This is a genomic window from [Clostridium] clostridioforme AGR2157 (assembly GCF_000424325.1).
Classification (GTDB): Bacteria; Bacillota; Clostridia; order Lachnospirales; family Lachnospiraceae; genus Enterocloster; species Enterocloster clostridioformis_A.
The window spans coordinates 25,353-49,011 of the sequence record NZ_AUJR01000035.1 but is presented as its reverse complement, the minus strand read 5'-3'; the positions used below and the strand labels follow the sequence as shown (position 1 = coordinate 49,011).

27 protein-coding genes are annotated in these 23,659 nt (G+C 47.0%); 6 read left to right on the top strand and 21 right to left on the bottom strand.

Annotated features, from left to right (window positions below; all coding sequences use genetic code 11):
* Positions 1-4: 4 nt before the first annotated feature.
* From G614_RS0115400 to G614_RS0115360, 9 genes are all read right to left on the bottom strand, one after another.
* The gene (locus G614_RS0115400) at positions 5-1,042 is read right to left on the bottom strand and encodes a helix-turn-helix domain-containing protein (RefSeq protein ID WP_027642671.1); all 1,038 of its coding nucleotides are present in this window, start codon (positions 1,040-1,042) and stop codon (positions 5-7) included.
* A 136-nt stretch (positions 1,043-1,178) separates the two neighbouring features.
* Positions 1,179-1,322: a FeoB-associated Cys-rich membrane protein gene (locus G614_RS30115; protein ID WP_080664518.1), complete on the bottom strand. Its 144-nt coding sequence runs from the start codon at positions 1,320-1,322 to the stop codon at positions 1,179-1,181.
* 161 nt (positions 1,323-1,483) lie between these two features.
* Entirely contained in the window at positions 1,484-3,523 is a 2,040-nt protein-coding gene (gene feoB / locus G614_RS0115390; protein ID WP_027642669.1) for a ferrous iron transport protein B, read from the bottom strand.
* Positions 3,524-3,530: 7 nt separating this feature from the next.
* On the bottom strand, positions 3,531-3,746 hold the full coding sequence (locus tag G614_RS0115385) for a FeoA family protein (RefSeq protein WP_027642668.1): 216 nt from the start codon (positions 3,744-3,746) through the stop codon (positions 3,531-3,533).
* Between the two features lie 13 nt (positions 3,747-3,759).
* Complete coding sequence (locus G614_RS0115380; protein WP_027642667.1) at positions 3,760-5,133, bottom strand: MATE family efflux transporter; 1,374 nt, start codon at positions 5,131-5,133, stop codon at positions 3,760-3,762.
* 162 nt (positions 5,134-5,295) lie between these two features.
* Entirely contained in the window at positions 5,296-5,559 is a 264-nt protein-coding gene (locus G614_RS0115375) for a metal-sensing transcriptional repressor (RefSeq protein WP_027642666.1), read from the bottom strand.
* Positions 5,560-5,569: 10 nt separating this feature from the next.
* The gene (locus tag G614_RS0115370) at positions 5,570-8,143 is read right to left on the bottom strand and encodes a heavy metal translocating P-type ATPase (protein WP_027642665.1); all 2,574 of its coding nucleotides are present in this window, start codon (positions 8,141-8,143) and stop codon (positions 5,570-5,572) included.
* Positions 8,144-8,642: 499 nt separating this feature from the next.
* A complete protein-coding gene (locus tag G614_RS31330) occupies positions 8,643-8,795 on the bottom strand; it encodes a hypothetical protein (RefSeq protein WP_155245058.1) in 153 nt (50 codons plus the stop codon).
* Positions 8,792-9,052 (bottom strand): hypothetical protein, encoded by a 261-nt coding sequence (locus G614_RS0115360; protein ID WP_155245057.1) that lies wholly within the window; start codon positions 9,050-9,052, stop codon positions 8,792-8,794. Before G614_RS0115360 ends, G614_RS31330 begins: the two co-directional genes overlap by 4 nt.
* Before the next feature lie 41 nt (positions 9,053-9,093).
* Here G614_RS0115360 and G614_RS0115355 point away from each other — a divergent pair, with 41 nt between their 5' ends.
* Positions 9,094-9,312, top strand: coding sequence for a heavy-metal-associated domain-containing protein (locus G614_RS0115355; RefSeq protein ID WP_027642663.1), 219 nt, complete (start codon positions 9,094-9,096; stop codon positions 9,310-9,312).
* A gap of 102 nt (positions 9,313-9,414) precedes the next feature.
* The gene (locus G614_RS0115350; protein ID WP_027642662.1) at positions 9,415-11,295 is read left to right on the top strand and encodes a heavy metal translocating P-type ATPase; all 1,881 of its coding nucleotides are present in this window, start codon (positions 9,415-9,417) and stop codon (positions 11,293-11,295) included.
* 50 nt (positions 11,296-11,345) lie between these two features.
* On the opposite strand, the gene G614_RS0115345 is transcribed toward G614_RS0115350, so the two are convergent.
* Entirely contained in the window at positions 11,346-11,711 is a 366-nt protein-coding gene (locus tag G614_RS0115345) for an ArsR/SmtB family transcription factor (protein ID WP_027642661.1), read from the bottom strand.
* An 82-nt stretch (positions 11,712-11,793) separates the two neighbouring features.
* On the opposite strand from G614_RS0115345, the gene G614_RS0115340 reads away from it, so the two are divergent.
* A complete protein-coding gene (locus tag G614_RS0115340; protein ID WP_027642660.1) occupies positions 11,794-12,111 on the top strand; it encodes an ArsR/SmtB family transcription factor in 318 nt (105 codons plus the stop codon).
* A gap of 47 nt (positions 12,112-12,158) precedes the next feature.
* Here G614_RS0115340 and G614_RS0115335 read toward each other — a convergent pair whose 3' ends face one another.
* Entirely contained in the window at positions 12,159-12,677 is a 519-nt protein-coding gene (locus G614_RS0115335; RefSeq protein WP_027642659.1) for a nitroreductase family protein, read from the bottom strand.
* 150 nt (positions 12,678-12,827) lie between these two features.
* Between G614_RS0115335 and G614_RS0115330 the strand changes: the two genes are divergently transcribed.
* Complete coding sequence (locus G614_RS0115330) at positions 12,828-13,184, top strand: winged helix-turn-helix transcriptional regulator (RefSeq protein WP_027642658.1); 357 nt, start codon at positions 12,828-12,830, stop codon at positions 13,182-13,184.
* A gap of 30 nt (positions 13,185-13,214) precedes the next feature.
* Here the strand turns inward: G614_RS0115330 and G614_RS0115325 are convergent, their stop codons facing one another.
* From G614_RS0115325 to metK, 4 genes are read right to left on the bottom strand one after another with little or no spacing between them, the layout of a single operon-like run.
* Positions 13,215-14,093: a radical SAM protein gene (locus G614_RS0115325; protein WP_027642657.1), complete on the bottom strand. Its 879-nt coding sequence runs from the start codon at positions 14,091-14,093 to the stop codon at positions 13,215-13,217.
* Positions 14,094-14,106: 13 nt separating this feature from the next.
* A complete protein-coding gene (nudC, locus tag G614_RS0115320) occupies positions 14,107-14,937 on the bottom strand; it encodes an NAD(+) diphosphatase (protein ID WP_027642656.1) in 831 nt (276 codons plus the stop codon).
* 11 nt (positions 14,938-14,948) lie between these two features.
* A complete protein-coding gene (locus tag G614_RS0115315) occupies positions 14,949-15,833 on the bottom strand; it encodes a radical SAM protein (RefSeq protein ID WP_027642655.1) in 885 nt (294 codons plus the stop codon).
* Positions 15,834-15,854: 21 nt separating this feature from the next.
* Positions 15,855-17,042: a methionine adenosyltransferase gene (metK, locus tag G614_RS0115310; RefSeq protein WP_027642654.1), complete on the bottom strand. Its 1,188-nt coding sequence runs from the start codon at positions 17,040-17,042 to the stop codon at positions 15,855-15,857.
* Positions 17,043-17,217: 175 nt separating this feature from the next.
* Between metK and G614_RS0115305 the strand changes: the two genes are divergently transcribed.
* Positions 17,218-17,604, top strand: a complete 387-nt coding sequence (locus G614_RS0115305; RefSeq protein ID WP_027642653.1) for a winged helix-turn-helix transcriptional regulator — start codon at positions 17,218-17,220, stop codon at positions 17,602-17,604.
* Positions 17,605-17,933: 329 nt separating this feature from the next.
* Here the strand turns inward: G614_RS0115305 and G614_RS0115300 are convergent, their stop codons facing one another.
* From G614_RS0115300 to G614_RS0115275, 5 genes are all read right to left on the bottom strand, one after another.
* Complete coding sequence (locus G614_RS0115300) at positions 17,934-18,353, bottom strand: RNA polymerase sigma factor (RefSeq protein WP_027642652.1); 420 nt, start codon at positions 18,351-18,353, stop codon at positions 17,934-17,936.
* A 473-nt stretch (positions 18,354-18,826) separates the two neighbouring features.
* Entirely contained in the window at positions 18,827-19,012 is a 186-nt protein-coding gene (locus G614_RS0115290) for a cysteine-rich KTR domain-containing protein (protein WP_009260154.1), read from the bottom strand.
* Position 19,013: 1 nt separating this feature from the next.
* Positions 19,014-19,436 (bottom strand): YjdF family protein, encoded by a 423-nt coding sequence (locus G614_RS0115285; RefSeq protein ID WP_027642651.1) that lies wholly within the window; start codon positions 19,434-19,436, stop codon positions 19,014-19,016.
* The gene (locus tag G614_RS0115280; protein WP_027642650.1) at positions 19,433-19,957 is read right to left on the bottom strand and encodes a PadR family transcriptional regulator; all 525 of its coding nucleotides are present in this window, start codon (positions 19,955-19,957) and stop codon (positions 19,433-19,435) included. Before G614_RS0115280 ends, G614_RS0115285 begins: the two co-directional genes overlap by 4 nt.
* A gap of 69 nt (positions 19,958-20,026) precedes the next feature.
* Complete coding sequence (locus G614_RS0115275) at positions 20,027-21,403, bottom strand: MATE family efflux transporter (RefSeq protein WP_027642649.1); 1,377 nt, start codon at positions 21,401-21,403, stop codon at positions 20,027-20,029.
* A gap of 214 nt (positions 21,404-21,617) precedes the next feature.
* Here G614_RS0115275 and G614_RS0115270 point away from each other — a divergent pair, with 214 nt between their 5' ends.
* The gene (locus G614_RS0115270) at positions 21,618-22,139 is read left to right on the top strand and encodes a PadR family transcriptional regulator (RefSeq protein WP_027642648.1); all 522 of its coding nucleotides are present in this window, start codon (positions 21,618-21,620) and stop codon (positions 22,137-22,139) included.
* Between the two features lie 85 nt (positions 22,140-22,224).
* Here the strand turns inward: G614_RS0115270 and G614_RS0115265 are convergent, their stop codons facing one another.
* Positions 22,225-23,628 carry a relaxase/mobilization nuclease domain-containing protein gene (locus G614_RS0115265; RefSeq protein WP_027642647.1) on the bottom strand — a complete coding sequence of 468 codons (1,404 nt, stop codon included), beginning with the start codon at positions 23,626-23,628 and terminating at the stop codon, positions 22,225-22,227.
* Between the last annotated feature and the right edge of the window lie 31 nt (positions 23,629-23,659).

Below are 23,659 nucleotides of genomic sequence, written 5' to 3'. Positions count from 1 at the left end.
CTTATCAATCACTGACGTTCTGTTTCCGGTATTCAGCCGGTGCAATCTTCAAGACATCTCGAAATGCCGTTGCAAACTTACTCTGATTCTCATATCCGACCTGGTTCGCAATTTCTGCTATGGTTGCCTGTGTCTGACGGAGAAGTACAGCGGCCTGCTTAATGCGATACGTTTTCATATAGGTTCCAATGGGCTGTCCATAGACCCCTTTGAACGTATCTTTTAACGTCGCAGTATTGATAAGGTATTCTTTGGAAAGCTCATCAATCGTTGGACGCTCCTGCAAGTTGGTAGTCAACCGTTTATGAATCTCCCGTACAATCTCCACCTGCGGAGAAGTGTATAATTCCCGCTGTTTTTCTTTCTTCACATCCACCATGCACAGGAATAAGATCAACTCCTGAACTTTCAGCATGAAATACGGTTTTTGCAGACAATCCGGTACAGAATAAAGCTCAGAAAAGATATGCTCAATCTCGTCCTTTGCCCGCATGACAAAGCAGGCTCCGTCTGCACAGAATTTCTCTTTGAAGTCTGTAATGTCAACACCGCTCTCCGCAAGGATTCCAGGCGGATTTTGTGAAACAGTCTCCAGATCAAGCACCACAGAGATTCCACGGTAATGCTTCAAAGGGAAGGACATTTCAGAGGCACAGTTATCCATTGTGTGAATGGAAAGATCACCTTCGCCAAGATACAGGCAGGAGCCTCTTTGTAATTTACTCCCTTCCCGTCCTTCCCGGCAGTGATTGATCTCCAGTGTGTTTTTACCAAGGTTTCCATCCCAATAACAGCTTGTTGCCTCAAAATCATTATAAATGAGCTGAATACCGGGATAAACCTGATAGACCGTCATAAGCCCCAGGCCATCTGCACAGTCCATTTTATAGACGGTACAATATCCGTCATTATCTTTTGGAATAACCGCAGACAACCCCGTAGCGTTGGTAATAGGGTTTTCGTTCATAGTATTCCTTCCGGTATCTCGTATTTGTTCTGCCAGGATTCTCCTAGTATCTTTTATTATATAGTTTTTTTGCATTTTACTCCGCTCCAATCAGCAGGATTTACAATCCAATTTGAAACCAAATTAGATTATATTACATCCTCGCTAACTGTGCAAACGGAGAAAAAAGTCGATGCCCTCCAACCGGAAAAGCATCGGCTTTATGTAGATTTTATTTGCTGCAATACTCTTTTCCTGCACAACCAGAGCAGCTATCACCGCAACAGGAGCCATTTTTGCGATCCCGATGGATTTTCCGAACAGCCCATATTGCGTAAATAACAACCCCAACGACGATTATACCTGTAACGATCATCTTAAACTCCTTTCTGACCGGAATCCCTTTGCCTGCTAGCTTTCTCCTATATTTTATGTCTAATCCTCGCAAAGAAGATTCTTCAAAATGTAAAGTCCAACGCCAACCACTGATAAAATGGCCGCTGAAAGAAAAACTTTTCCAAATGTCATATTCTTACTTCACAATAAAAGTCCAACACGATAAACAACAAAGGTAACACCCCAGGCCACAACCAACTGGAACAGGGCCGAGAACAGCATCCACTTTGTACTGCCAGACTCCTTACGGATCGTGGCCAATGCCGCCGCGCAGGGAACGTAGAGCAGGCAGAAAATCATCAGGCAGAAGGCATTGAGCTGTCCAAAACCAGCAGTCCCCAAAATACCTACCAGCGTATTCATACCTGCCTCAGAGTTGATATTCGGTACTCCAAACAAGACGGCGCAACTGGATACTACAACCTCTTTTGCAGAGATACCGGCAATCAAAGCAACGGCGATCTGCCAGAAGCCTAATCCCACCGGCGCAAAGAACGGCACCAGCCAGTGCCCCAGAATGGCTCCGAAACTCTCTGTCATTTCCGTGGTGTAACCATGAGGACCAAAGTTCAGAATGACCCACATGAGGATAGAAGCCATAAAAATTGTGGTTCCGGCCTTGGTAAGATAATCCTTTACTTTTTCCCATACATAAATGGCAACGGTTCGGCCACTTGGCGCTTTGTATTCCGGCAGCTCGATCAGCAAATAGTTTTCCGAAGTTTTCCGGTCAATCAGATGAATTACCGCAGCTACAAGGATCGCAACCATCAAACCAATCAGGTACATGGAGTACGCTACCAGCATAGCTTGTTCGGCAAAAAACATTTCCGCAAACAGTATGTAAATTGGCAGACGGGCGCTACAACTCATAAAGGGAGTAACCAGCATGACCTTAAATCGGTCACGCCGGTTTTCCAGCGTCCGTGATGCCATAATTGCCGGAACCGTACAGCCAAACCCTAAGATCATAGGAATAAAAGCCCTGCCGGATAATCCCAGCTTGCTCATAATTCCCTCCATAACATAGGCAACACGAGCCATATAGCCGCTGTCCTCAAGAAATGCCAAAGCAAGGAACAGGATAAAAATGTTTGGCAAAAAGGTCAGGATACCACCTACACCAGCGATAATGCCATCTACCAGCAGGGAGCATAGCATCTCATTGACACCGGCAGCGGCCAACCCGTCATCGATTAAGGCAGACAGGCTTTCAATCCCCATCTCAAAGTACCCTTTCAGCCAGTCCCCAATCGTAAAAGTCAAGAAAAATACCGCGGCCATAATAACAAGGAAAATAGGGATGCTCCACACTTTATGCGTCAGTACGCGATCCACTTTTTCCGTCAGGGCATCCTGCCGGTCTTTATTCACCAGCACTTCCCGAATGATCTCCTGAATAAAATCATATTTCTGGTTGATGATGTCCGATTCATAATTGCGATCCAGCACATCGGGCAGACTCACTGGGTAATTGGCTGTAATTTCCTTATCCTGTTCCAACAGCTTGATTGCATACCAGCGATAGTTTGTCAGACCAGGGTATTTCTTTTTCAGCTCCACCATGATAAGGTCGATTTTGTCCTCAATAGCATCGCTGTAAACCATCGCATACTCGGAATGGTGGTCGTGCCGGTGCTTTGAAGTATAATTGTGATGATGGATCAGGCAGTCCGGGTCTTTGCAGTCCTTATGGTGCGCCGCCGCATGTAGCAGCACATCCAGGCCCGTCCGCTTTCTGGCTGAAACCGGGATAACTGGAATCCCCAGCATTTCCGGGAGCCTGTGCGTGTCGATCTCCATACCGCGTTTTTCTACAATGTCCATCATGTTCAGAGCCAGCACAACCGGCTTGCCCAACTCCAAGAGTTGCAAGGTCAAATACAGATTACGCTCCAGAGCGGAGGCATCTGCAACATCAATAATTACATCGACTTCATCACTAAGTATAAACTGCCGGGAAACCTGCTCCTCCATCGTGTAAGAAGTCAGGCTATAAGTACCGGGAAGATCAACCAGACGAATGTTCATGTCGTGGTCTTTGATAGCACCCTCCACTTTCTCAACGGTTACACCGGGCCAGTTTGCCACTTTCAGGTTTGCGCCGGTGTAAGCGTTGAAAAGCGTTGTCTTTCCGCAGTTCGGATTTCCGATGAAGCCGATAGTCAAATTTTCTCTCATCGGAATTTTACCCCACTAAAATATTCTTTGTGATATTGCGCCCAAGTGCAAAACGTGTCCCCCTTACTTTCACAATCAAGACACCGTGATTTTTACTGTTCAGAACAGCGACAGAGGTTCCACGGGTCATCCCCAGGGCCTCCAGGCGCTTTTCTATATTGGTAGGCAGCTCAATATCCTCAACTTTATATTCGTTTCCTATTTTTCCATCGCAAAGGTACATAAGCGTTCCCTCCTTACCGGTTCACGGAAGAAGTCGCTGGCAGCTTACGGAACTCAAAAAGCATCATGGAAACGGTAATGACAACTAGGATTGCATCGGTCAGAGCAATCGCCAGCCAGACACCACGGATACCCATGCCGCCGATCATCGGCAGAACCACACAGAGCGGGATAAACAGGATGATCTGACGGAACAGCACCAGCCAGGTTGCCTTTTTCGCCTTACCCAAAGACTGGAACAGGGTTACGGCAATCATAAAGCTGCCTTGCAGGACATAGGTGCTGAACATGATACGGAAGTTTGTAGCACCCGATGCGGCGATACCCGGCGTTGTCAGGAACATGGACAAAATCTTTTCCGGGAACAGCTCGGCGGGGATATAGAATACCAGAGATAGCAGCGTTGCAGCGGTAATGAAAACTCTGGTCAGGGTCTTTACCCGGTCATAGTCCTTTGCACCGTAGTTTGTACCGGCGGCAGGCTGGAAGCCCTGACTGATACCCCACAGCGGGACAAAAGAGAAATTCCAGAAGCGGAGAGCCGCGCTCAACAGGAGCTGTGAAGTTTCACCGCCATAACCCGCGGCCACACGATAGATCACCGTCTGCTGTACCAGGGTCAAAATCTGCATTAACAGGGCAGATACGCCAACAGAAAGAACCTGGGGAAGCAGCTCTCCGTCAATGCGGACGCGTCCGATCTTCACATGAGGGCTTTTCTTCTTGAAATACCACAGAGTAATCGCGGCCTGGACAAATTGGGAGAAAATCGTTGCATAAGCAGCGGCTTCAATTCCCATACCATAAGGATTCAGGATGCTGATAAAAATGGGGTCAAGGATGATGTTCAAAATAGCGCCGCTGGCAATAATCGTCATTGCCTTTTTGAGCTGACCTTCTCCACGGATTACCATGTTGGCGCTCTGGAAGAAGTTTACGAACAGAGAACCGGCGAACACGATCCGCAGATATTTCTCAGCGTAATTCAGAATGTTGTCGCTGGCTCCGGTCAGGGACAGGAGCTGGCGGGTGAACACCATACCCACAACGGTGTAAATAACGGACAGCAGAAGAACCATCGCAACCAGATTGCCCATGATCTTCTTAATCGTGTTTTCGTCCTTCTTGCCGATAGCGCGGGACAGCACCGATGCAGAACCCACGCCCAGCATGGCCGCTGATCCGGCATTTATCAGCGTCAATGGATAAGATACCGATATGGCTCCCATCTGCACATCACCGACCATTTGGCCGACAAAGATGGAATCCATCATGTTATAAAGCCCAACAACCACCATACCGAGAACCGCAGGGATGCTAAGTTCAATCATAAGGGGCCAGGGACTTTTTGTTAAAAGTTTTGTTCTTGTGTCAAGTGCCTGTTTCATCACTCTATTCCTCCTGGTCTATATTTATTAGCCATGTCTAACCAACCATATAAAGTATATAAAATCCGGGCTTCTTTGTACGCTCCTAATCGCAGAATTTGCAATCCAATCTGAAACAAAATCAGGAGCGGAAAGGCACACAATCCCTTTCCGCTCCCAGTGTTACTGTATCATTTTTTCCAGCAGTTTCAGGGCTTCTTCCAGTTTTGGATTTACAGCGTCCGTTTGCAGGGCCTCTCGGACGCAGCTTCGTATATGGGCCTGCAAAATCTGCTGATTGGCGCTTTTTAATAACGCCTGCGTAGCAAGAAGCTGATTGGAAATATCCACGCAATAACGATCTTCCTCGACCATTTGCAGGATACCGTCTAATTGTCCTCTGGCGATCTTTAGCTTATGCGTAATATCGCCTTTTTTTGCCTTCATAAACGGCCCGTCACTGGATACTGACGAGCTGATAGCCAGCATCCTCGATGGCAGTTTTCAGCACATCATCCGGCACATCTTGGTTAAGCTGCACCTGGGCCGACTTGCTCTCCAGGTGAACCGCTACATCCTTGACCCCCTGGATGCCCCGCAGCGCCTTATCAACGTGCTTTACACAGTTTCCGCAAACCATACCTTCGATGTTCAATACTTTTTCCATTTGAATTGCTCCTTTTCGTTCTTTTTTGATAACTGTCGATTGACCCATCTGAACCATATTCGGCTCTATGTGAGAGATGTGTTTTGCCTTGAACCACCGCAGCCGCAGGGCATTGGACACCACAAATACCGAGCTGAAGCTCATGGCAAAAGCGCCGATCATGGGGTTCAGCTTCAATGCAAAGGGCAGATAGAACACGCCTGCCGCCACCGGAATCCCGATGATGTTGTAGATAAAAGCCCAAAACAGATTTTGCTTGATGTTGCGGATAACCGCCTTACTAAGCTGGATCGCCGTAGACACATCCAGCAGATCGCTTTTCATCAAAACAATATCCGCTGATTCAATCGCCACATCTGTACCGGCTCCGATGGCAATGCCAACATCAGCTCTGGCAAGAGCCGGAGCATCGTTGATACCGTCACCGACCATCGCCACTTTCTTACCGGCGTTCTGTAAACGGCGGATCTCCTTTTCCTTGTCCTGGGGAAATACCTCTGCCACGACACGATCCACGCCGACCTGACGGCGAATTGCTTCTGCGGTTTTCGCATTATCGCCGGTCAGCATGATCACCTCAATGCCCATGCCGGTCAATTCCGCTATGGCCTGCTTGCTGGTAGGCTTGACTACATCTGCCACGGCAATGACACCAATGAGCTGCCCGCCACGGGCAAAGAACAGCGGTGTTTTCCCGTCAACAGCCATTTCCTCACCTAATGGAAGGAGTGAGCCGCCGTTGATACCATTTGCCGCCATCAGTCGGCGGTTTCCGGCAAGACAGGTTTCATTTTTAATCTGACCGACAAGGCCCTGGCCGGGAATCTGCTTGAAATCATCCACCGGGAGGAAAGAAAGCTCTGCTTTTTCAGCCTCCGCCACAATCGCGTCCGCCAAAGGATGCTCGGACAGCTTCTCCAGCGAGGCGGCGATCCGCAGCAGCTCTTTTTGCCGGATGCCCTCCTTGCAGAGCATACTTGTCACGATGGGCGTTCCCTGGGTGATTGTTCCGGTCTTATCCAGAACAACCGTATCAATACTATGAGCCGTTTCCAGGGCCTCCGCCGACTTAATCAGGATACCGTTATTTGCACCCTTTCCGGTCCCGACCATAATGGCCGTAGGCGTTGCAAGTCCCAGCGCACAGGGGCAGGAAATAACCAGGACGGAAATACCGATTGACAGGGCAAATTCAAATCCGTATCCCAACAGCAGCCAAACAACAACCGCGATCAGCGCAATGCTGATGACTACCGGCACAAACATGCCGCTGACCTTATCGGCCAGTTTCGCAATAGGGGCCTTGGAACTGGTCGCTTCATCCACCAGCCGGACGATCTGTGCCAGCGTGGTATCGTCACCCACCTTGGTAGCCTGCATCTTGAAATAGCCGGACTTACTTGTGGTTGCGCCGATCACTTTGTCCCCGATATGCTTCTCCACCGGAATGCTCTCGCCGGTCAGAGCAGATTCATCAACGGAAGAAAAGCCCTCTATGACAATACCATCCACCGCCACAGACTCACCGGCCTTGACAATCAGGGTTTCGCCCAACTGCACTTCTTCCACAGGCACTTGAAGCTCTTTCCCGTCCCGCTCCACGGTAGCCGTTTTGGGAGCCAGATTCATCAGCTTTGTGATTGCATCCGAAGTCTTACCCTTTGCGCGGGCCTCCAAGGTTTTGCCCAGGGTAATGAGGGTCAGGATCATGCCTGCGGATTCAAAATACAAATCCATCATAAAGCTGTGAACCGTAGCCATATCACTATGACCGAATCCAATGCCGATTTTGTAAATGGCGTAAACGCCATAAACGATTGCGGCGCTGGAACCTATCGCAATCAGCGAATCCATGTTAGGCGAACCGTGGAACAGGGTCTTGAAGCCCATCCGGTAGTATTTGAAGTTGATAAACACTACCGGGATCAGCAGCAGGAATTGGGTAAATGCAAAGCTGATTGCATTTTCCATCCCCAGCAGGAAGCCGGGGAGCGGCCATCCCATCATGTGACCCATAGATATATAGAACAGCGGAATTGTGAACAGGGCAGAAAGCAGCAGCCGCTGTTTCATCTGCTTGTATTCTGCCTGCGCCGTACTGACCTCCGGTTTTGCTGCCGGTGTAGTCGTGCGGCTCTTGTTTTGTGTGGAGGCTTTGGGAATAGCACCATAACCGGCCTTTTCAACGGCCTGGACGATTCCCGCCGTATCCAAAACGGATTCATCATAAGAAGCAACCATGCTGTTTTTTAACAGGTTGACGGACACTTCTTTGATGCCAGGTAGCTTTGCCACGTTCTTTTCCACTCTGGTAGAGCAGGCCGAGCAAGTCATACCCGTAATGTCAAATTGCTCCTTTTGCAAAATCATCCCTTCTTTCTTATGAAGATTTGTGCGAGTACCCCTCCCCCGTAGGGAACTAAATACTGTTATGAAAAGGGGCGTTTGACACCTTGGGGGAAAGATGCCACAGCCCCGATCATAAAGTCTACGCACAAGGTCTTTGAACGATTTTCATTATAGCGGCCAGCATGGCTTTTTGTCCGCTCTGATGGGCAGGCTTTCAACTCCATTTAGCTGTTTTCTGAAAAGAACAAGGGGAGCTTGCTTCAACAGCAAACTCCCCCGTGTGACAGAGCATTATTATTTTTTCCGACTTGAAATAAAACCCGAAATGCCGGAAATCAAACCGACTATCAAGGATATTACCGCTAAAATAAGAACTATGAAAGCCGAATCGTTGCCGTCAAACCCACCGCCGTTAAAGCGTATAGAAATATAAGCGTGAGCATCAAGCAAAAGATGCCAAAAAGAACTTTTGTGTTACTATCCATGCTTTATCTCTCCCCATTCTCAAATTTTATCAACTATCCTTCTTCTGCGATAGAACGTATATAATTCCGGCCCCAATAATACTGATCGACATTACCGGCCCCATACCGGGATTAAAAAACGAGAACCAGATACCGACAGCGGCACTTATCAAGCCAAGCAGAACAGCTACAAATAATTTCAAGTCTTGTATCTCCTAACTATATGGTTAAATTTCATTATACAAGATAACTTTTGTTCCAGTCCGCTCCATAATGGATCTTTTTTCATCCAAATGGATCTTTTTTCATCCAAAGAGAAACGGATTTTTTTGCAGAAAATCCAATCAGCAGGTTTTCCAATCCAAAGGGCAGAACCGCTCCCGAATCCATTGACTTTGAGGGCTTTCGTGAATATACTGGCAGCATGAACGATTAAACAATCTTTTAATTGTTCAACCATATCAAACCAACCAAATATCAAAATGAAAGGGGGCTTTCTCCATGAAAAAGACCATTAAACTGATTGACCTGGACTGCGGTCATTGTGCTGACAAAATCCAGAACGCCGTAAAGAAGATCGATGGCGTGACCAGCGTATCCGTCAACTTCCTGGGCCAGAAGATGATTCTGGAAGCGCCGGACGATCAGTTTGACGCTGTTCTGGCCGAAGCAAAGGCGCTGATTAAGAAGATCGAGCCGGATGTAACTGTTAAGGCGTAATGAAAAGCTGGACACCGGCTGCCAACCTGGTAGCCGGTGTTTTTTCATCAATACACAGCAGAAGCGTGACACGCTTTTGCTGCGACGAAAGGAGAACATACTATGACACGAAAACAAAAGCACTTACTCGCCCGCATTATCGTGGCGGCAGTGCTGTTTCTTGCTGGCAGTTTGCTCCATCTTCCCGAATTGGCGGAGATGATCGTCTTTCTCGTCTGCTATGCAGTTGTCGGATGGGATATTGTGTGGAAAGCGATCACAAACATCCTGCATGGACAGGTGTTTGACGAAAATTTCCTTATGACGATTGCCACCATCGGCGCACTGATTTTAGGAGAACATTCCGAAGGCGTTGCCGTTATGCTGTTTTATCAGGTGGGCGAATGGTTCCAGTCCTATGCGGTGTCCAAGTCCAGAAAATCTATCGCAAGCCTGATGGACATTCGCCCGGACTATGCCAACATCGAAAGGGACGGAAAGCTGGTTCAGGTTGACCCGGACGAGGTTCAGATCGGAGAAACCATTGTTGTGAAACCTGGAGAGCGCATCCCGCTGGACGGTACGATTCTCAAAGGCTTTTCCACCCTGGACACTTCGGCCCTGACCGGAGAATCCATGTCCCGCGAGGTGGAGCCGGGAATGGAGGTCATCAGTGGCTGTATCAACCAGACCGGCATCCTGAACATCCAGACCACAAAGGAATTTGGAGAATCCACCGTAGCCAAAATCCTTGACCTTGTGGAAAACGCAAGCGATAAGAAGGGCCGTATTGAGAATTTCATCACGCGCTTTGCCAGGTACTACACCCCGGTAGTGGTATTCGCTGCTCTGGCGCTGGCGATCCTGCCGCCATTGATTACCCAGCAGCCATTCAGCACCTGGATTTACCGGGCCTTGACCTTCCTGGTGATTTCCTGCCCCTGTGCGCTGGTCATTTCCATTCCGCTTAGTTTCTTCGGAGGCATCGGCGGCGCATCCAAGATCGGCGTTCTGGTAAAGGGCAGCAACTATCTGGAGGCGCTGGCAAATACCGAGGTCGTGGTCTTTGATAAGACCGGCACACTGACAAAAGGCTCCTTTGCGGTCAGCGAGATCCACCCTGTCGGCATGGAGGAAGCGCAGCTTTTGGAGCTGGCCGCATACGCAGAGGATTACTCCAACCACCCGATTTCTCTTTCTATCAAGAACGCCTATGGAGAGAAAATCGACAACAGCCGGGTTTCCGATGTCCAGGAAATTGCCGGTCACGGCGTACAGGCCGTGATTGACGGGAAAACGATTCTGGCCGGAAACACCAAGCTGATGGAGAAAGAACATATTAAGTACACGCCATCCTCCGCTGTCGGCACCGTGGTCTATCTGGCCTGTGACGGGAAATACGCTGGATGTATCGTCATTGAGGACGAGATCAAGAGCGACGCTCCGGCGGCAATCAAGCTTCTGAAATCTGCCGGTATCCGCAAAACGGTCATGTTGACCGGTGATGCAGATGCCGTTGGTAAGAAAGTCGCGGGGCGGCTGGGGCTGGATCAGGCTTATACAGAGCTACTTCCGGCTGATAAGGTTGACCGTGTGGAAAGCCTGCTGAATCAGAAAAGCGAAAAAGGTACGCTGGCCTTTGTCGGGGATGGTATCAATGACGCTCCCGTACTGGCGAGGGCCGATGTAGGTATTGCTATGGGCGACTTGGGTTCCGATGCGGCCATTGAAGCTGCCGACGTTGTTCTTATGACGGATGAACCGTCCAAAATTGCCGCAGTTATGAAGATTGCCCGCAAAACAATCCGCATTGCAAATCAGAACATCGTCTTTGCCCTGGGCGTTAAGTTCCTGGTTCTGATTTTGGGTGCGCTGGGTTATGCGAATATGTGGGCGGCTGTGTTCGCTGATGTAGGCGTTTCTATTATTGCTATTCTCAATGCGATCCGCGCTATGCGGGTTAAGCTGCCGGATATGCCAGCGGGCAGCCGGGATCAGGGTTAAGCGCAATAGAAATGCGCCGCAACTTTCAAACGCTGCGGCGCATTTCTTTATTATATTTCAGTCGGACATGATATTTCAAACAGTGCATCTATGGAGCGGTGCAGGAGCTTTGCCTGCGGCGTATCCGACAAAGAATAATAGACTTCTTTTCCGTCCCTCCGGCTTGAAATGATCCCGCTCTTTTTTAGTATTCGCAAATGATGCGACACAGCAGGGGCGCTCATATCCACAGCCACCGCAAGATTACATACACATTCCTCGCAATGGCACAGCAGCCATAGAATCCGCAGCCGGGTCGGATCGCCAAGCTGCTGAAATAGAAACGCTATATCCTTAAAGCCTTCCGCAGAGGGCATTTTATTTAATACCTTTTCAATATTCTGTCCGTGGTTGTGGGGTAGATTATAATGCGGCATAAAGATCAGCTCCTTCCTTTGACTATGATACCGACATAACTCTTGCCTGTCAAACAGCTTCATTGTAGATTGGAGAAAATACATGAACGAAACAGAGAAAACAACCTTTTCCGTTCCAAGCCCCAGAGAATTGGAACAACTAACCGAACTTCACAAAGCTATGGGAGACTACACACGGATGCGGATACTTTGGTATCTGATGCAGAAAGATTCCTGTGTCAGTGAGCTGGCACAAAAGATGGAGGTTACAGAATCGGCCATATCCCACCAGCTTCGTGCGCTTCGGATCGTCCGATTAGTGCAATCGCGTAAAGCCGGGAAAAATGTGATCTATTCCTTGCAGGACGAACATATCCGGTGGATTCTTGAAGAAACCTACGCCCATATTTCAGAAAGATAAAAACGCAGCCCCTGTGCTGTTTTGCAGGGGCTGCGCCGGTTATTCAATTACAGAGTTTCGTAGGAAACCAACTGGCTCATCGGGATGCGCTGCTTATCGAAACGATTGGGGTCGCCGGTTCCTTCATCGGAATAGCCGACAACCAGAATGTTGACCGGCTCCAGGTTGGCCGGAAGGTCAAATTCCTTACGCAGAACATCGGGTTTGAAGTAGCACACCCACACCGTTCCAAGGCCCAGCTCCGTGGCCTGGAGCATCATGTGGTCGGTCAGGATGGAGGCGTCAATGTCGCCGGTCTGCTTCTGATCGAAAGGCCGTACCCACGCCTTGTCGTGATCGGCGCAAACAATGATGGCCAGGGGCGCACCATAGATGTTGGCCGCTTTGCTGATCTTCGCAAGACCTTCCTCGCTCTGAACAGCGATCAGACGAACCGGCTGAAGGTTGGCGGCGGTCGGGGCCACATGAGCAGCCTCCAGAATCTTCTCCAGCTTCTCAGGCTCCACCTTCGTTTCCTTGTAATCGCGTACCGACATACGCTGCTTTGCAATCGTAACAAAATCCATAGTATAAAGTCCTTTCATTATTTTTATTTTGAACATATCAAATCAACCATTGACCTAATTGTAGCACTTGAAAACAAATCCGCAAGAATGCACCTTTTCGGAAGATACTTCCCAAAAAGATAGCACCTTGCGGGAAAGGAGATTCATTTTATGAAATGTGAAAAAAATCAATTCAACTGCCCGGTGGAGGCAACCTTGTCTTTGATCGGCGGCAAGTATAAGCCGTTAATCCTCTGGCATCTGATTGACCATCCATTACACTATATGGAGTTGCAGCGGTTGATTCCAAACGCCACGCCGAAGATGCTTTCGCAGCAGCTTCACGACCTGGAAAACAGCGGCATGATTCATCGAGAAGTGATTCCAGAAAAGCCGCCCAAGACGGTATATTCCCTTACCCAATTTGGACAGAGCATTGTTCCCATTCTGGATGCAATGTGCCAATGGGGAAACCGCTATCTGGACGGTCTGGATGTCCAGCTCCTTTGTAGCCAAAACCAAAAGTAAAATTCTGGGCATTGCGGCAGATGTTTTTTATTATAATGATTTTAGGTTGTTTCTATATTCAACCATCTCTGATTCATCCACAGTATCCAGGATATATTGTAATTGTCCAATCACTTTTTCGCGCTCATTGGGCAAGTATGCGGTCACTGGATAATAATTAGATTTGGAATTTGCAAACAGGTGTGTACGAATTTGAAGATTACTGATAAAAACCTGTAATTCTTCAATTCGTTCTTTTTCTCCAGCGGGAATAAACTCGCCTCGCTGTGCCATTTGGTATAGTTCAGTATCAGGAAATAGGGTCAGTGAATCAACGGAAATGAATCGGGGATTTACTTTACTGAATACTTTTGCACTGTTGACGGCATTTCGATAGCTATTCCCTTTCCCGGCAAGTCCTGTCATGTAGACAAAGTAATATTCCATTCTTGCATCGTCCAGTTTTCGGCATTGTTCAATTAATTCTTTTGCTGTGTAACCTTTATTTGCAAGTAGCAAGGTCGCATCATCGCCGGATTCTGTACCGATGCTAAGTCCGTTAATACCCAACGCCCGCAATCGTCTTAACTGCCACACCTTTTTGCTTTTTATATCCCGGATGCTTGAGAACATCGCTATGTTTTGGCATTCCACAAGATAGTCATGCACCAGAAGTGCCCTCTTCACTAAATTCTCATAGCTCATTACAAACGGGTTAGCTCCTGTCAGGAAAATGCGTCGGGCTGTTGGCTGATATTTTTGAAGTTCAGCCAAATCTTCTTCAAATTCTTGAATAGGCGACATCCGAAAACATTCGTTTTTGTAAAGACTGCAAAAATGACATTTATTATGGGTACAGCCGGAGGTGACCTGAACAATAAATGAGCTCGCTTCATATGGTGGGCGCCATGTACGACCTGTAAAGTGCATAAGCATCCCCTTTCTATATTTGATTATTACGAAATGCTTCTATCATCTCGTATGTGATACTTATATCATTTAATTCATGTGGCAGTTCATCCCTTGAAACCCAAATGCCCTTAGATAATTCCTTTTCATCCAAATGAATCTGGCTGTTTCCATCTACTTCAGCAAAGAATCCAGCAATCAGTATATGTGTTAAACCCCAAGGCTGACTTCCAAAATAGCGGAGATTTTTGATTGCAAGTCCTACTTCTTCGCGTACTTCACGTATCACAGCGGCCTCTAAAGTTTCTCCGATTTCTACATACCCGGCAATCAATCCGTGCATCTTAAATTCATTATTGGCATATTTGGTAAGAAGCAGTTTGTCATGGTCAGTTACGCCTACAATGATAACCGGAGAAATAACTGGATAGACGATATCTCCACATTCAGAACATACCATAGCTCTTTCGGAATAATGAGCCCGCATAAGGGAACCACAACAGCCGCAATAACGGTTTCTGTAATACCAATCTGATAGATGTCTGGCCGTCACTACTGCGAATTGTGTCCATTCAGGAAATTGTGTAAAGACCATTTCTAAACTATACCAGTCTATTGTTTTACAGTCTAAATCTGATTCCTTATATCCCTCTGCCAAAAAGAGTTTTCTGGTATTGATACGGAATAGGTATTTTGTTTTACAGCCAGTCTTAAAATCCGAAAATTGCGGAATACGGAGCTTTCCGGGCATGGTATTAACAAGTAATACCATGCCGTTACGAAAAGCAATTATCATATCATCAGGAGACGGGATTTCATTAGAATATGTTCTGTCATAAATATTAGGGAAAATATCCTGTATCATACTTATGTCCCTTATAAGTGCTTCAAGTTGACTCTGTATTCCCGCAAAGCTGCTTCATCAGCAGTTGCAATCAATCGTTCCAGATATTTGACCAGCTTTTTCTGATCTTCAGGGAGGTTGCCGCGAACCTGAATTAGATTGGAGGCGCCATCAGTAGCAAATCTGGCTTCTACAGTAAGATTTTCAATCAGGGTTTTCAGCTCGGCAAGTTTTTCAATCTCGCTTTCTTCTTTCCAATTCCCTTTCTGAATTTCTTTATACAATTCAGAAGTCTTGTAAATTGTCATCATAGAAGCGTCAATGATTTTGGGATGACACTGGTTAAAGACCTCTGCGGTTGCTTTAGCTCCAATTTCTCCACGGCCCGCACCAGAAATTCCGGTCAGATAGAAGAAATTGTAGCTAATACCCGATTCTTCCATTTTCTTACATTGTTCAATAATATCTTCCCGCCGATACCCTTTATTCATAAAAGCAAGGGCTTCATCATCTCCAGTTTCCACACCAAAGGTAATTCCATCATAGCCAAGAGCACGGAGCTCTTTCAATTCTTCCACCGTTTTATTTTTCACATCAGTTATGCGTCCAAAGCACCCAATCGACTTGTAATTCGGATAATATTCCTTTACCATCTTTGCCAGTGTTTTCAGCTTGTCTGTGCTAAGAACAAACGGGTTTGCGCCAGTAAAGAAAATTCGGGGAGTGTTCCTTACATAATGGCTTGCTTCTGCGAGATCTTCTTTCACTTCCGACAGTGGGGACATTCGGAATTTGAAAGGCAAGTCCTCGTACAAGGTACAGAATTTGCAGGAATGGTGCGTACATCCTGCTGTGACCTGAATCAATAAAGAATAGGCTTCATATGGCGGCCGCCAAATCGTTCCATCGTAGTGCATAAATCATTTCTCCTTTCAAAATCATGCGTTTTTAAGTAATTCCTGCCGTAAAATGTCGGCTTTATTTATCTGTTCCCACGGGAGAGATAAATCGTCTCTGCCGAAGTGACCATAGGCAGCAGTTGGTTTGTAAATCGGTCTGCGAAGATTGAGTTCTTTCATAATGGCAGATGGACGAAGATCAAAATGCTCCATAACCAACTTTAATATTTGTTCGTCTGGTATAATGCCAGTACCAAAGGTATCAACGAAAACAGAGACAGGCTTTGCTACCCCAATCGCATAGGCAATCTGAATCTCACATTGGTGTGCGATACCGGCGGCCACCAGATTTTTTGCAACATAGCGAGCCGCATAAGCAGCACTGCGGTCAACTTTGGTCGGGTCTTTTCCTGAAAAAGCACCACCGCCGTGGCGGGCAAAGCCTCCATAAGTATCTACAATTATTTTTCGTCCAGTCAGTCCAGTATCTCCCTGTGGGCCACCTACAACAAAACGCCCGGTAGGGTTGATAAGGTAACGAGTATTCTTGTCTAATAATTCTTTCGGAATGACAGGAACGATTACTTTGTTAATAATATCTTTCTCAATCATTTCGTGGGACACATTTGGTAAATGCTGCGTAGACAAAACCACGCTATCTACCCTCACAGCTTTACGTCCTGCATATTCGACGGAAACTTGAGCCTTTCCATCCGGCCCCAAATAAGGGATTGTGCCAGTTTTGCGAACTTCTGCCAGTTTTCGGGTAAGCCGATGCGCCAGATAAATAGGGGTTGGCATGAATGTTTCTGTTTCATCCGTCGCATAACCGAAGACCATACCCTGATCACCTGCGCCAATATCAGCATCTTTGCCAGAGCGTGTTTCCAACGCATTATTTACGCCCTGTGCAATATCTGGCGATTGAGCATGTAGCGCAGAAATTACTGCGATTCCATCGGCATTAAAACCGAAATCATTACCGAAATAACCAATATTTCTGACGGTATCCCGGACAACCTGCTCCACATCAACATGATTCAGAGCATTCGCAGAAATCTCGCCCATCAGGACAATCACTCCAGTTGTAGCAGATACTTCACAAGCCACATGTGCTTCGGGTTCTATCGCTAAAATCGCATCAAGAACAGCATCTGAAACTTGGTCGCATACTTTATCAGGATGTCCCTCTGTAACCGATTCCGAAGTAAAAAGTCTGTTTTCCATAAGCAATCAACTCCTTTTCTTTTTGCTTGCTTCAATGGTACTGTTATGCAACAATTTTTTCAAGTACGCAACTTTTTTAGTAGTAGTATTATTTTTCATACTAATAGTGAAAATGTTGTGTACATTGAAATTCTGCGCTGTATATGATATACTGTTAGTGGAGGTGTATAGCGATATGGCAGAAAACAAATTTATGAATCCTGATATGATGACCAGATGTGTACCAATGAGTAGCCTTCAAGCTGTGTTAGGTGGAAAATGGAAAATATTGATTTTGTGGTACATTGCTTTTTATAAAGTCCAAAGATTCAACGAGTTAATGCGTCGTTTGGATGGTATTACTCAATCTTCGCTGACAAAGCAGCTTCGTGAATTGGAACAGGACGGCTTTTTACACCGTGAAATTTATAAAGAGATACCGCCAAAAGTAGAGTATTCTTTGACAGAAATGGGGCAGAGCTTTGTTCCAATCTTAAATCAGATGATGTTGTGGAGTGAAACAAATCTCTGCCCGCCGGATTATGTAAATCCTTATGGGGATAATAAACTGTTGCAAGAGTAACGAGAATGCGTAAACAGTTTATTGTCTATTCGAAGCACGAAAGGACAAAACTGGCAAGCAATGCCCCTGGATAGCCATTCGGCTCCCGGCGCTGCTTGTTGAGGGTATCCCCCAAGCCCCCATGAACGCAGAATTTTATTCTGCGGCTGCGCGTCCGATGGACGCTTTCGACCATGACCAGCGCACCGCTGGCCGTGGTCTTTTTCTATTTGTGCGGATTTTGAAATCACGCAAAACAGAAAAAGAATGCGGCCCGCAAAACGGGACCGCATTCTGCAAATTATAGGCTGATTGCTGTTAGCAGAAACAGCCTATTTAAGCTGAGAGTTTTATTCAGAAAAGCTCTTGGTCAGGCGCTTCAAACCGCGCTTTATGCTCTTATATACCCAGCTGAGATCAACACTTTCAGCCTGGGCAATTTCCTTGACGGTCATGCCCAGGTAAAACCGGGCATAGATCCACTTGGCTTGTTTGTCCGGCAGCTCCATCACCGCAGCATAGAGCTGATCGCGCAGCTGCTTGTCCTCCAGGATTTCTTCCGGGGTCGGCGGGTGCTGCACCAGTGCCTTCTCAATGCCATTGTCGCAGTCCAGAGAGTAGTGCGCTTTGTAGTTATACATCTGGCGCAGGTAGCGTGCTTCAGCTCGTTTGTCGGCCAGGAACACCGCCTGAACTTCATCGGTCACTTCCAAAAAAGTGTCCGTTTTATAAATATCGGGATACAGTTCCCGGAGATTGATTTTCTGCATTATGTACCTCCATTTCGGTTCACAGGTCCAGTTGGCGAGTGAGCCGAAATGGGGCGGAGAACGACACCGGCATAATACGGGTCCCTTCCACAAAAAAGGACAAGCAAAAACGCCAGCATCCCAAAGCAGGAAACTGGCGTCATACTTATTCCATACCTTCTGATTGCCGATCAACCAGTAGGATAATGCCGATACCGGTGCGTAAGGAGTCGAGGCATGAGCAAGGCTTTTTTTGATAAACTACATACTATTATTTTCATGGCGGCTCCCTCAGCTGGCCGCCGATTCTGGTATCACACTCCTTCAGGTATAAAGAAAGCGGCGGCCTTGATTTCTCAAAACCGCCGCTGGGATATTTGGAGTAAGCGCACGAAACCACCCTGCCCGGCAACGGTTTTTTTCTTTTCTGCCGCCGGGCAGATTATAGAGAATATAAAAATGGAGCCGATACCCTGCGAGGTTTTTCCTCTGGGTTATCGGCTCTGCGTCTTAGCGTCTGGCTCTTGGATGATGGATAGATTAAGTTGTCTCACCGCAATCAAGGTTTCGTGCTTACACTTGGGACAATATAGCGGAAAGTTTTCCAGCACCGTATCATCGCGGATTTTCAATCGCGTTTTGCTGCCACAAAAAGGGCATAAAATCCATTCTATCTTCATGTTATCTTCCTCTGTGCTTGGCTTTCTTCTTTTCCTGCCGTATGGCAAACTGGCGGTCTTTCTCCGCCTCTTTCTGCTCACGGCTCTTGGTTTTCCGTTCCAGCTTACATTGCTCATGCTGGAGTTTCAACGCCTGCTGCGCCTTTGTTCCAATGCCTTTATCTTGCAGCTGGCTTTGAATTTCACGCTGCATACGTTTGGGATTGACTTTTCTCTCTATGGCTACTTCGGCCTGGATCGGGGGACTGAATTTCAACTTGTGCCAATTTTTAAGCAGAAACTCATAGACCTCATAGTCTTTAGGCTCTGAGCCAAAAGTTATTTTGCATACCTCGTACCTACCGTTATCCGTTCTTTCGTATAGACCTATCCAAAACGGAGCTTCAAACAGGATGGTCAAACTGCTTTGGGGAGCCGTACTCATTCTTTTAAGAACTGCCCTTCAAAGTGATCCAGCCATTCCAGTAGGGCGCGATAGAGAAGCTGCTGTTGCTCAAAAATCGTTCTCCCAACCAAAGGAATGTCTGCAAATTCCTGCGCATAGCCCTCATTCGATTCAGCCGAGGACTGTATGCTCCGGCGCAAAGCCGAAACCAGCTCCAACGCTTCAGCTTTGTCCATCTTGTTCAAATTGGTAATTACCACATTGAAATCGAATAACAAGGGTACGGGGCCAGCGGCGCAAGAGGCCATCAGCTCCTTGAAATACGCTCTGCCCTGATCGGTAATAGAATAGATGGCCTTATCCGCAAACTTATCACCTTTAACAATGTCGCTTTGCAGATACCCCTTCTCGCTCAACTGGAGTACCTTACGATAAATAGAAGGTACGCTTATTTTTGTCCAGCGCGAAAAATGGTGGTACTCCACATCCTTTTGAATGTCATAGGCGCTTTGCGGTTTCTCCAATACAATACCAAGTATGACCAAATCGATTGACGACATAATGACACCTCCAACTTTCACTATTATCAATAGTACTATTGACGATAGTAAAAGTCAAGAGGCTTTCCCTCACTTTTCGGAGTTAGCCGTCGCCTTTTTTTCAGCAATAGATAGTTCTTTGTGAAGATGTACCGCCATAAATACAGTAATCACTACGGAAAGCACATCAGCGATAGGTTGAGCATACAAAATACCATTCATGTCCCATACCATAGGCAGCAACAGAATGACAGGAACAAAACAGATGCCTTGTCGGCACGCTCCCAAAAAGAAGCCTGCTGCACCTTTTCCCAATGCAAGGAATAGAGAGGAATATACCGTGTAGAAACCAAAAAGAATGAATGTGATCCCATTTGCAAACAGTGATTTTTGACCAGCTAAAATCATTTGGGTATCTCCATCAGTAAATTGAGAGATAATCTGTGTGGAGAAAATGGCCATTGCCAAGCCCACAACCAAGCAGAAACTTGTAGACCAAATGATCGAGGTTTTGATTGCTTCGCGCAGACGGTCAAACTTCTTTGCCCCATAGCTGAATCCGGCAATAGGCTGGAATCCTTTCAGAAAGCCAAAGACAACCAGTGTTCCCATAGAAGTAATTCGTGTAACCGCCCCCATGCCTGCAATGACGGAATCACCATAATCGCTGGCTGCACGGTTAATCAGTGTAATCGAAAGACTTGTAAGCAACTGGAACACCAAAGTAGGGATACCGATTTTCAAGATTTCCACCATCATTTGCCCAGTTGGAGAAAATGCTTTTACGCTGAAAGAAAATGCGCTTCTTTTCCGCAGAACGTATGTAAGATAAACAAGTGTAGATACCATCTGCGAAATCGCGGTGGCGATTGCTGCACCGGCAACCCCCATGTTAAAAGTGTAAATAAAAAGAGGGTCTAATCCGATATTCAAGACAGCTCCCAGCAGTAACGCACACATAGTTGTCTTTGCTGCACCTTCGCTGCTCACAATGTTGTTCATGGTTACGTTAAACACGTTGAAAACACAGGACAGTATATAAATTCTTGAGTACGTCAGGGCATACGGCATGATAGTTTCTGTCGCGCCTAACATGGTCAAAATTGGTTTGAGGAAGATCGTAGAAAAAAGGATGATAATAGCACCAATCAGAAGGCTGCTATACAGGGCTGTACTTGCCACTTTGTTGGCAGTATCCTTATCGCCACGTCCCAGAAGTCTTGACAGATAGGATGCGGCTCCGTTGCCAAACATAAGGCCCAAACCAACCACGACTTGCCCCAACGGAAAAACGATGGAAATAGCTCCCATTTGACTTCTGCCCAGTCCGCCCACAAAATAGGCATCCACCAGATTATATAGGGCGTTGATTAACATCCCAATCATAATCGGTACGCCGAGCGCCATCAGAGCTTTTGGTATGGGCGCACTTCCCAAAAGCTCAAGTTTGCTGTTACGTTCACTCATTGTTAATACTCCTTTCGCTCCTTGCGAGTGTAATTTACAGTAGTATAAATTATAGCACACCACCGTATAAATCATACTACTATAATTTATAGTATATGTCAAGAGAGGCAAAGCGATTTGCCTTGACAAATACTATAAAATCTAATACTATATTTTATAGTGAATTTGACAGTATTCTTTTATGCAGAGAACAAAGCGAAAGGGCGTGATCCACATGGCTACCATAGATTTAATCGTGTTGGGAATTTTGAAAAAGGAGCCAATGAGTGCCTACGATATTCAAAAGTTGGTAGAATATAGAAATATATCAAAATGGGTAAAAATCAGCACCCCCTCAATTTATAAAAAGGCTATCCAGCTGGAAGAAAAAGGACTAATACGAGGCGAAATCGTAAAGGAAGGAAAGATGCCAGAAAAAGCAATTTACTCCCTAACGGAAGCCGGAGAAGCAGAATTTGAACGCCTTATGTTTGAGATTTCCGCAAAGCCGATTAACATTTTTCTGGACTTTAACGCTGTTATTGTGAATTTAGATTCCTTGCCGCCCGAAAAACAAAAATCGTGCATAGCAGAGATTCAGGAAAATGTTAGTCTCCTAAAATCCTATCTGGAAGATAATTTACGGGAAAAAGGAAATGACCCCAGTATTCCAACGACAGGTATGGCCGTCTTGCGTCAGCAGTATGTACTGGTGGAAGCAATTCAAACCTGGATTTCCTCTTTGAATATTGGTTAAACTATTGGCAAAATGGAGAAGCGCCTGTAACTTACAAGGTTACAGGCGCTTCTTTATTGTTCTTATTATTAAAATATTAGTATTCTTAGCGTTCGTTCTCTTGTTCTACTTGCCTTTCTTTCTCCATACTCATAAGCCGATCCACATTGGCCTTTGCCGCCAGCAGCTCCCGCATTTCCTCACGGGAGCGCCGGTACTCGGCATAGGTCTTTTTCTTTTCATCCAGGAGCCGGGCGTACTCAGCTTGCAGCTCCTTAACTTTGGGGAGCTTCTTGACCCCCATATCATCAAAGGCATTTTTAGCAGCCTGATGGAGCAGGATTTCCTCCTCATGTTCCTCTCGGAATTTCTTGGAGTAACCGGACTTCCGGTAGGCCACATAGGTGTCACGAGTTTTGGCATAGTTGATGATATGGGTCCGCAGGACGGCGATCTCCGCCATGCGTTTCTCCGCTGCCTTGATTTTTGCGGATAGCTCATTATGGTGGGCCGTGGCTGCCGCAGCCTTTTCCTCCAGAACCGCATACTCCAACAGGTTATGCTCCGTGAGATAGTTTACGGTCTGTGCCATCTGTTTCAGATTAAAGACCTTGGCCCATCTCGCATATCCGGCACCTTTTCCAGCCTGGAGCTTTGCCTGGATGTCAACCAGCAGATTGACCTTCGGCGGATCTGCTTGCTTGACCAGCTTCCGACGGGGTGTATGCTCCTTTTGTCCGGCGAGGACAGCCAGCAGGTCCTCCAGGGTGTAGCCGTCGCCCAAACTGTCCAAGCGGGACACTTTACCCCAGCCAGGGAGCTTCAAACGGTAGGATTTTCCGCGCTTGGACACTTCACAGCCGGATTCCCGGAGCAGCTTCAGCAGCTCGTCCAGGTCAGCAGGCTTTTGTGCCAGGGCGTTGTCAATGGCAGCACGGAGCAATTCCCGATGGGAGGGCTTCGCCTGATCGCCCAGCCATTGGTCGTAACTTTTACCGTGGGGCTTTGGGTTCTCAACAATGGACAGTCCGTTCTCAATGCAGATGGTGTCGCTCAATCGACAGACGGCTTTTGTGCTGCCCCAAAAGTTGCGGAACTTCCGGTCACAGTCCAGGTTGACCGAACTCCAAATGATATGATTATGGACATGGGCCTTGTCAATGTGAGTGCAGACGATAAAGGCGTGTTTGCCCTTGGTGAACCGTTTGGCAAATTCCACGCCCAGCCGGTTGGCGTCCTCCGGGGTGATCTCCCCAGGACAGAAGGACTGGCGAACATGGTAGGCGATCACATCGTCCGCGCCACGGACCCGTCCGGTGGCGGCAATATACTGGCGCTTGGCCAGCATGAACTCGGCATCGGCCACGCGGCTGTCGCACTCATAGCCGGTGATGAGCCTGCCGTGGTCTGTCTTTTGCGGGTTGGCCACATAGTCGATAATCGCGCTGATGGCTCGGCTCTCGGTCCGGCCCTTGCCGATATGCAGCGGTATGATGCGTGTGGTTGCCATGAAGTTTCCCTCCCTTCAAAAAAATGGGCAG